Annotated in this window: 9 protein-coding genes; all 9 read left to right on the top strand. The window is 70.3% G+C overall.

The genetic code is table 11. The features are described from left to right. The first annotated feature begins 199 nt into the window (after positions 1-199). The 9 genes from clsA to IF61_RS0102190 all read left to right on the top strand — a co-directional run bounded on the left by clsA (position 200) and on the right by IF61_RS0102190 (position 9,036). Positions 200-790, top strand: a complete 591-nt coding sequence (gene clsA, locus IF61_RS0102230; protein WP_030364460.1) for a cardiolipin synthase ClsA — start codon at positions 200-202, stop codon at positions 788-790. A 101-nt stretch (positions 791-891) separates the two neighbouring features. Continuing rightward, positions 892-3,387, top strand: a complete 2,496-nt coding sequence (locus IF61_RS0102225; RefSeq protein WP_030364459.1) for a mannose-1-phosphate guanyltransferase — start codon at positions 892-894, stop codon at positions 3,385-3,387. Between the two features lie 131 nt (positions 3,388-3,518). Beyond that, the gene (locus IF61_RS0102220) at positions 3,519-4,442 is read left to right on the top strand and encodes a DUF881 domain-containing protein (protein ID WP_030364458.1); all 924 of its coding nucleotides are present in this window, start codon (positions 3,519-3,521) and stop codon (positions 4,440-4,442) included. Then, complete coding sequence (locus IF61_RS0102215) at positions 4,439-4,771, top strand: small basic family protein (RefSeq protein WP_030364457.1); 333 nt, start codon at positions 4,439-4,441, stop codon at positions 4,769-4,771. Before IF61_RS0102220 ends, IF61_RS0102215 begins: the two co-directional genes overlap by 4 nt. 365 nt (positions 4,772-5,136) lie before the next feature. After that, the gene (locus IF61_RS0102210) at positions 5,137-5,898 is read left to right on the top strand and encodes a DUF881 domain-containing protein (RefSeq protein ID WP_052392325.1); all 762 of its coding nucleotides are present in this window, start codon (positions 5,137-5,139) and stop codon (positions 5,896-5,898) included. Between the two features lie 130 nt (positions 5,899-6,028). Next, positions 6,029-6,862 (top strand): FHA domain-containing protein, encoded by an 834-nt coding sequence (locus IF61_RS37675; protein ID WP_397945316.1) that lies wholly within the window; start codon positions 6,029-6,031, stop codon positions 6,860-6,862. Positions 6,863-6,903: 41 nt separating this feature from the next. Then, on the top strand, positions 6,904-7,713 hold the full coding sequence (gene ftsR, locus IF61_RS0102200) for a transcriptional regulator FtsR (RefSeq protein ID WP_030364454.1): 810 nt from the start codon (positions 6,904-6,906) through the stop codon (positions 7,711-7,713). 52 nt (positions 7,714-7,765) lie between these two features. After that, positions 7,766-8,239 (top strand): bifunctional nuclease family protein, encoded by a 474-nt coding sequence (locus IF61_RS0102195; RefSeq protein ID WP_030364453.1) that lies wholly within the window; start codon positions 7,766-7,768, stop codon positions 8,237-8,239. 179 nt (positions 8,240-8,418) lie between these two features. Further along, the gene (locus tag IF61_RS0102190) at positions 8,419-9,036 is read left to right on the top strand and encodes a MerR family transcriptional regulator (RefSeq protein ID WP_030364452.1); all 618 of its coding nucleotides are present in this window, start codon (positions 8,419-8,421) and stop codon (positions 9,034-9,036) included. Positions 9,037-9,063 lie beyond the last annotated feature (27 nt).

The following is a 9,063-nucleotide window of genomic DNA, read 5'->3' as shown; positions in this document are numbered from 1 at the left end:
CTGCATGGGGGACCGTGTGGGAGAGTAGGACGCCGCCGAACAATTTTTAGAGAAAGCCCTGGTGGGAACCTTGAGTTCCCGCCAGGGCTTTTTCGCGTTCCCGGGCCGTTTCCGCCGCCCGCCCCTCGCGGTACCCGCACCGCACCGGAGGGTAAGGTCAGGGGGTATCGTTCACATATTTCCCACAGGAGGCCCCCGGGTGGAGGTCCAGGAGACGCGAGTCCAGACCGACCGCGTCCTCACCATCCCGAACATCCTCAGCATGGCGCGCCTGGTCGGCGTCCCCCTCTTCCTGTGGCTGATTCTCCAGAGGCACGACGGGTGGGCGCTCCTCGTCCTGGCGCTCAGCGGCGTCAGCGACTACCTCGACGGAAAACTCGCCCGCCGCTGGAATCAGATCAGCAGCCTCGGCCGGCTGCTCGATCCGGCAGCCGACCGCCTCTACATCCTTTCCACCCTCTTCGGCCTGACATGGCGTGAGATCCTTCCGCTCTGGCTGACCGCCGCCCTCATCGCCCGAGAGGCGATGCTGCTGGTCATGGTGTGGATCCTGAGGCGCCACGGCTATCCGCCGCCGCAGGTGAACTTCCTCGGCAAGGCCGCGACCTTCAACCTGATGTACGCGTTCCCGTTGCTGCTTCTCAGTGACGGACACGGCTGGTTGCCGTCACTCGCCGCGATTTTCGGATGGGCGTTCGCCGGATGGGGTACAACCCTCTATTGGTGGGCAGGGATCCTCTATGTGGTCCAGGTCCGCCGCCTGGTCAAGGCTGACGCCACGGCCGACTGAGCCCGCCGCAGACCCCGGCCATACTCCGGCCGTCCCGGGCGTGAAGTCGGCATGACCGTTGTTCGGCGTGACCGTCGTCTCGCAAGGAGGACGCTTCCGACATGAAGGCCGTCGTGATGGCCGGTGGTGAAGGCACCCGCCTTCGCCCCATGACCTCGAGCATGCCCAAGCCGCTCCTGCCGGTCGCCAACCGGCCGATCATGGAGCATGTGCTGCGACTGCTCAAGCGGCACGGACTCACCGAGACCGTGGTGACGGTGCAGTTCCTCGCCTCCCTCGTCAAGAACTACTTCGGGGACGGCGAGGAACTGGGCATGGAGCTCACCTATGCCAACGAGGAAAAGCCACTCGGCACCGCGGGGAGCGTCAAGAACGCCGAGGAGGCGCTCAAGGACGACGCCTTCCTGGTGATCTCCGGAGACGCCCTCACCGATTTCGACCTGAGCGACCTGATCCGTTTCCACAAGGAGAAGGGCGCCCTCGTCACCGTCTGTCTCACCCGTGTTCCCAATCCCCTGGAATTCGGAATCACCATCGTCGACGAGAACGGCAAGGTCGACCGCTTCCTCGAAAAGCCCACCTGGGGTCAGGTCTTCTCCGACACGGTGAACACGGGCATCTACGTCATGGAGCCCGAGGTCTTCGACTACGTCGAGGCCGATGTCCCCGTCGACTGGTCCGGTGATGTCTTCCCCCAGCTGATGAAGGAGGGCAAGCCGGTCTACGGCTATGTCGCCGAGGGCTACTGGGAGGACGTCGGCACCCACGAGAGCTACGTCAAGGCGCAGGCCGACGTGCTCGAAGGCAGAGTCGACGTCGACATAGACGGTTTCGAGATCTCGCCCGGCGTCTGGGTCGCCGAAGGTGCCGAGGTCCACCCCGACGCAACGCTCCGCGGCCCGCTCTACATCGGCGACTACGCCAAGGTCGAAGCCGGCGCCGAGATCCGCGAGCACACCGTCGTCGGCTCCAACGTCGTCGTCAAGAGCGGAGCCTTCCTCCACAAGGCCGTCGTCCACGACAACGTCTACATCGGCCAGCAGAGCAACCTGCGCGGCTGCGTCATCGGCAAGAACACCGACATCATGCGCGCCGCCCGGATCGAGGACGGCGCCGTCATCGGCGACGAGTGCCTGGTCGGTGAGGAATCGATTATTCAGGGCAACGTCCGCGTCTACCCGTTCAAGACCATCGAGGCCGGCGCGTTCGTCAACACCTCGGTGATCTGGGAGTCCCGCGGCCAGGCCCACCTCTTCGGCGCGCGCGGCGTGTCCGGCATCCTCAACGTGGAGATCACGCCCGAGCTCGCGGTGCGGCTCGCGGGCGCGTACGCCACGACGCTCAAGAAGGGCTCCACCGTCACCACGGCGCGTGACCACTCCCGCGGTGCGCGGGCGCTCAAGCGCGCCGTGATCTCCGCCCTGCAGGCCAGCGCCATAGACGTACGGGATCTGGAGAACGTCCCGCTGCCGGTGGCCCGCCAGCAGACGGCCCGCGGCAGCGCCGGCGGCATCATGATCCGTACGACGCCGGGCGTGCCGGACTCCGTCGACATCATGTTCTTCGACGAGCGCGGCGCCGACCTCTCCCAGGCCGGGCAGCGCAAGCTCGACCGGGTCTATGCCCGCCAGGAGTACCGCCGGGCCTTCCCCGGGGAGATCGGCGACCTCTCCTTCCCCTCCAGCGTCTACGACTCGTACGCGGGTTCGCTGCTGCGGTCCGTGGACACCAGCGGGGTCGCCGAGGCCGGGCTCAAGGTCGTGGTGGACGCGGCGCACGGCAGCGCAGGCCTTGTTCTGCCCAGCCTGCTCGGCCGGCTCGGTGTGGAGGCGTTCACCATCAACCCCGGGCTCGACGAGTCCCGGCCCACGGAGACCGCGGACGACCGCCGCTCCGGCCTGGTGCGGCTCGGGGAGATCGTGGCCTCGGCGCGGGCCGCGTTCGGCGTGCGGTTCGACCCGGTGGGGGAGCGGCTCTCCCTGGTCGACGAGCGCGGCCGGATCGTGGAGGACGACCGGGCGCTGCTCGTCCTGCTCGACCTGGTCGCCGCCGAGCGGCGCAGCGGTAAGGTGGCCCTGCCGGTGACCACGACCCGTATCGCCGAGCAGGTGGCGGCGTACCACGGCACGCAGGTCGAGTGGACGACGACGTCGCCCGACGACCTGACCAGGGTCGGCCGCGCGGACACCACGATCTTCGGCGGGGACGGGCGCGGCGGCTTCATCGTCCCCGAATCCACCAGCGTCTTCGACGGGACCGCCGCGTTCGTCCGGCTCATCGGCCTGGTGGCGCGCACTCAGCTCACGCTCAGCCAGATAGACGCCCGCATCCCCCGCGCCCACGTGCTCCGCCGCGACCTGCCGACGCCGTGGGCCGTGAAGGGGCTCGTGATGCGGTCCGTGGTCGAGGCGGCCGGGGACCGGCACGTGGACACGACCGACGGGGTGCGGGTCGTGGAGACCGACGGGCGCTGGGTCATGGTGCTGCCGGACCCGGCCGAGGCGGTGACGCACCTGTGGGCCGAGGGGCCCGACGACGCCTCGGCGCAGGCCCTGCTCGACGAGTGGTCGGCGGTCGTGGACGGCGCCGGGCGCTGACCGCGGACGCCCGGTCAGGACCCGGCGGGCGTCGTCTCCTTGGGGCCGGACCGGCAGCGGAGTGATCCCGCGTCCGGCGCGCCGGTGGGGCCATTGGGAGACGACGCCCCCGACGTGCGACGATGTGCGGCATGTCGCAGCAGCCCCCCGATCGGAGCACGCCCACGCCGCCGCCGCGCCCCGACGCCTCCATGTCGCTGCTGACCAATGTGATGGACCACAGCCTCGACGACGGCTACGCCGAGGCGGCGGCCCGGCGGAAGACGGAGGGCGGGAGCGGGCTACCCAGCCCGCTGCGGGCCAAGCTGGGCCTCGCGGGTGCCCTGCTGCTGGCCGCTGTGGTGGTGACGCTGGGGGCGGCGCAGGCGCAGATATCGGCACCGACGCTGGCCAAGGAGCGCCAGCAGCTCATCGACCGCATCGAGCGGGAGACCTCGGCGGCCGACGCGCTGCAGAAGAACGTCGACACCCTGCGGGACGCCGTCGGCACCAAGCAGCGTGACGTCCTGGAGAAGCACGGCGGGGACAAGGCCGACCTGGTGGCGCTGCTCGCGGGCGCGACCGCCGTGCAGGGCCCCGGGGTCAAGCTGGTCGTGGACGACGCCAAGCAGACGAAGCAGAGCGGTGGCGGCGGGCCGCGCGAGAGCAGCGGCTTCTCCGACACGGGCCGGGTGCGCGACCGTGACATGCAGCGGATCGTCAACGGCCTGTGGCAGTCCGGGGCGGAGGCCGTCTCGGTCAACGGGCAGCGGCTGACGGCGCTGTCGGCGATCAGGGCCGCCGGTGACGCCATACTGGTGGACAACAGACCGCTGGTGCCGCCGTACACGGTGCTCGCGATCGGTGACGGACAGCAGTTCGCCAACGCCTTCCAGCGCAGCGCCGACGGGCTGTACCTGCGCGCTCTGCAGCAGAAGTACGGGGTTCGCTACAGCATTTCCGCTCAGGGGGAGGTACGGTTGCCGGCCGCGCCGAGCCTGATCGTACGTACCGCACAGGCGCAGGAGGGTGGCGCGGCCGGCCGCGCCACCGACACAGGGAAGGGCACATCGTGATCGCCGTATTGGGCCTCGTCGTGGGAGTTGTGGTCGGACTCGTCGTCCGTCCCGTGGTGCCGACGGTGGTCGAGCCCTACCTTCCCATCGCCGTCGTGGCGGCGCTCGACGCGGTGTTCGGCGGCCTCCGGGCGATGCTGGACGGGATCTTCGACGACAAGGTGTTCGTCGTCTCCTTCCTGTCCAACGTGGTCGTGGCGGCGCTCATCGTCTTCCTGGGCGACAAGCTCGGGGTCGGGGCCCAGCTCTCCACGGGAGTCGTGGTCGTCCTGGGCATCCGCATCTTCTCCAACGCGGCCGCGATCCGCCGGCACGTCTTCCGGGCGTGAGGCCGATGAGCACCGACGGCAACACGCCCGAAGAGAACCCGCCCGGTGAGCCGGCTTCCGCGGAGGAGCCGACGCCGGCCGAGGGGCCGAAGAAAGCCGCGAAGTCCGCTAAGCCGGAGAAGGCCGAGAAGGGCGAGAAGGCCCCTAAGACCGCTAAGACCTCAAAAGACGGTAAAGCCGAGGGGTCCGGAAGGGCCGCCACGCCTGCGGGGCCGGGCGAGGCCGGGGAAGCCGGCAGGAGTGACGAAACCGGCAGGAGTGACAAGGGCGGCGAGGGCAACGAGCCGGAGAAATCCGTAGGGCCCCGGCCGGGGCCCGCTCCTGACGCCGGGTCCGCATCCGGGGCCGCTGCCGCCCCCGGGCCCGTGCCCGAGCTCACTCCCGCGCCTCCGCCCGCCGCCGCACCCGTGACGGGCCGTCAGCGCCTGCTGAACAGTCTCTGGCCGCCGCGGCTGACGAGGGCCCAGCTCACCGTCGCGGTGCTGCTGTGCGTCCTGGGGCTGGGCCTGGCTATCCAGGTCCGGTCGACCAGCGACAACAGCGCGCTGCGCGGTGCCCGGCAGGAGGACCTCGTACGGATCCTGGACGAGCTCGACAACCGCACGAAGCGGCTGGAGGACGAGAAGCGGCGCCTGGAGAACCAGCGCACCGAGCTCGAGAGCAGCTCCAACCAGGCCGCGGAGGCCCGCAAGCAGACCGCGCAGAAGGAGCAGCAGCTGGGTATCCTCGCGGGCACGGTGGGGGCGCAGGGGCCGGGCATCGAGCTCACGGTGAGCGACCCCAAGGGCCTGGTCGAGGCCGACAAGCTGCTGGACGCCATCCAGGAGCTGCGGGCCGCGGGCGCTGAGGCCATCCAGATCAACGACGTCCGGGTGGCCGCCGACACGTACTTCTCGGGTGCGGCGGGCAGGGTGGAGATCGACGGCAAGAAGGTCTCGCAGCCCTACCGGTTCAAGGTGATCGGCAAGCCGCAGGACCTGGAGCCCGCGCTCAACATTCCCGGCGGTGTGGTGCAGACGCTGGAGAAGGAGCAGGCGGGCGTATCGGTCCAGCGGTCTGAGAAGATCATTGTGGACGCCTTGCGCCCGGCGAAGCGGCCTGACTACGCTCGGTCGTCATCGCAGTGAGGCGGGCGGTCGTGCGGGCTTCGGAGGGAGGCCACGAGGTTGCGGGGGGTCGGCGCACCAAGTCGAGGGTGCGTGGTGGAAACTGTCTGTTGACCACGGACGTTGTATGGATGTCCGGGTCGGACGGTGAGTGCATCGAGGGTTTGTCCTGCCCCACGGGCGGGTCTGTTTCGGTCAAGGGGAATCGCCCGTGAAGTTGTTTGCGAAGTTGTTCGGCAAGAGCGCACGCCAGGACGGCGGCAGCGCCCGCCACCGCGCGTCGCGCCACGTGGAGGGCGGCCAGGGCCAGGAGGGCGCCCACGAGGGGCGTCCGCTGTTCCGGGACGAGACGGCGGCTCCGGGAGGAGACATTCCGGGCGGGTCGGCTGTTGACCCTGCTGCCACCGGGCGCATAGGTTTCGGGGCACCAGCGACCTCGAGCGGAGGGTCTGCCTTGCCGGTTTGCACGAGGTGCGGCCACCGGAACGCCGAGGCGAGCCGGTTCTGCTCCAACTGCGGCGCCCCGCTGCGGCCCGGTGCCGTGGCCGAGCGCGCCTCGGAGACGACCTCGACCATCTCCATCTCCGGTCTCGAGGCGTACGACTCCGAGACCACCGGCCAGACGCCGATCCCGTCGCTCTCCCCGGAGGCCCAGGCGGCCGTCGACGCGCTGCCGCTGGGTTCGGCGCTGCTGGTGGTCCGGCGCGGGCCGAACTCCGGCAGCCGGTTCCTCCTGGACGGCGAGATCACCACGGCGGGCCGGCACCCGCAGAGCGACATCTTCCTGGACGATGTCACGGTCTCCCGCCGGCACGTGGAGTTCCGCAGAGGTCAGGACGGCAGCTTCACCGTTTCCGACGTCGGCAGCCTCAACGGCACGTACGTCAACCGCGAGCGGATCGACTCGGTGTCGCTCAACAGTGGCGACGAGGTCCAGATCGGCAAGTACCGGCTGGTCTTCTACGGCAGCCAGCGGGGCATCTGACCCTCCCCGGACTCCGTCCGGGGGGACCCCAAGGAAGGGCCATGCTTCGAACACCGTCGGGCGGTGCCGGGTCTCCCGGTGCCGCCGGCGCGGAAGGACGGCTGGTGAGCATCGGCACGGTGCTCAACCTGCTCCGCGAGGAGTTCCCCGAGGTCACCATCTCCAAGATTCGTTTCCTGGAGGCGGAGGGTCTGGTGGAGCCGCAGCGCACGCCGTCCGGATACCGCAAGTTCAGCACGGAGGACGTGGAGCGGCTCGGTTGCGTCCTGCGCATGCAGCGCGATCACTATCTCCCGCTGCGGGTCATCAAGGAGCACCTGGAGGCCCGGGCCCGGGGCGAGGCGCCACAGCTGCCCGCCCCCGCGAAGCCGCGTGACGCCGCGCTCGTGGCCGCCGACGGCCACGACGCAGGGCCGCCCGGCGTCGCCGGTGACGTCGTCCGCGCCACCGGCGTGGGGCTGGACGCGCCCGTGCCCGCCCCGCCCGCGCGGATCGGCCGGGAAGAGCTGCTGAGTACCACCGGTGTCACGGAGAGTGAGCTGGTGGAGTGGCAGTCGTACGGGCTGGTCACGCCCCACCCGGACGGCGGATTCGACGCCGATGCGGTGGCCGTCGCCCGCCTCGTGGCCGACCTGGGCCGTTTCGGCCTGGAGCCGCGCCACCTGCGCGCCATGAAGGCCGCCGCCGACCGCCAGGCCGGCCTGGTCGAACAGGTGGTCGCACCGCTGCGGCGGCACCGCAATCCGCAGACCAGGGCGCATGCCGAGGCCACCACGCGCGAGCTGGCCACGCTGTCCGTGCGCCTGCACGCGGCGCTCGTGCAGGCGGCCCTGCACGCGGGCTCGCACTGACCGGCGAGTGCCCGACTACCCAAACCTGCCGGGCACGTCCTAGGGTTGCTGTGTGAACGAGCTCGATGTCGTGGGTGTCCGGGTGGAAATGCCCTCCAACCAGCCGATCGTGCTCCTGCGTGAAGTGGGAGGCGACCGCTACCTCCCGATCTGGATCGGACCGGGAGAGGCGACGGCCATTGCCTTTGCCCAGCAGGGCATGGCCCCGGCCCGCCCGCTGACCCACGACCTTTTCAAGGACGTGCTGGAAGCGGTCGGCCAGCAGCTCACGGAGGTCCGCATCACGGACCTGCGCGAGGGTGTGTTCTACGCGGAGCTCGTCTTCGCCAGCGGCGTGGAGGTCAGCGCCCGGCCGTCCGACGCCATAGCGCTGGCCCTGCGCACCGGCACGCCGATCTACGGCAGCGACGGTGTGCTGGACGACGCCGGGATCGCCATCCCGGACGAGCAGGAGGACGAGGTCGAGAAGTTCCGCGAGTTCCTCGACCAGATCTCGCCGGAGGACTTCGGCAGTAGCAGCCAGTGACCCGGCCGGAGCGGCTCGTGACGGCCTGCCGCGGCGCATTCGACTAGCCTTTCCCGGCGCAGGGGCACGCAAAACCACTCTCTGGGTGATTATCACTCGGCGTGCCGAGTGTGGCGATCGTTGACGCACCCCTGGTGACTGCCTACCGTCGAGAGGGCAGGTCAAGGACGGAGGTCGGCGTGAGAAGCATGGGCGACGGGACGGCGGTCGGCAGTCCGTATCCGCTGTTCGGGGGAGCGGTCGAACAGGCACCCCGTCATGCGGGCCCGGCAGCGGCGGTCACCGCCCCGCGCGGGCCGGAGGCCGATCTGATCGGCTATCGAGGGCCGACGGCGTGCGCCGCGGCCGGCATCACCTACCGCCAGCTCGACTACTGGGCGCGTACGGGACTGGTCGAGCCGAGCGTGCGGGGCGCGGTCGGCGCGGGCACCCAGCGGCTCTACAGCTTCCGGGACGTGGTCGTCCTCAAGATCGTGAAGCGGCTGCTGGACACGGGGGTCTCCCTGCAGAACATCCGCACGGCGGTGCAGCACCTGCGCTCGCGCGGCATGGCGGACCTGCCGCGGATGACGCTCATGAGCGACGGCGCGACGGTCTACGAGTGCACCTCGCCCGACGAGGTCGTCGACCTCCTTCAGGGCGGGCAGGGCGTCTTCGGGATCGCCGTGGGCGTCGTCTGGCGCGACGTCGAGAGCGCGCTGTCCCAGCTGCACGGCGAGCGCGTGGACACCGGCGAGACGCTCGTCCGCCCCAACCCCGCGGACGAGCTGGCGCGCCGCCGCAACCGCGTCGGCTGACCTGCGCGTCCGCGGCCCGTGTCGCAC

It is taken from the genome of Streptomyces roseoverticillatus, from assembly GCF_000719265.1.
In the GTDB taxonomy this organism is placed as follows: Bacteria; Actinomycetota; Actinomycetes; order Streptomycetales; family Streptomycetaceae; genus Streptomyces; species Streptomyces roseoverticillatus.
The sequence above is the reverse complement of the archived record's forward strand: the minus strand, read 5'-3'. Positions and strand labels throughout refer to the sequence as shown.

What these genes read in the sequence shown, in the direction of transcription:
- IF61_RS0102225 (WP_030364459.1), top strand. Translation starts at nt 892, where the DNA reads ATGAAGGCCGTCGTGATGGCCGGTGGTGAAGGCACCCGCCTTCGCCCC.
- IF61_RS0102220 (WP_030364458.1), top strand. Translation starts at nt 3,519, where the DNA reads ATGTCGCAGCAGCCCCCCGATCGGAGCACGCCCACGCCGCCGCCGCGC.
- ftsR (WP_030364454.1), top strand. Translation starts at nt 6,904, where the DNA reads ATGCTTCGAACACCGTCGGGCGGTGCCGGGTCTCCCGGTGCCGCCGGC.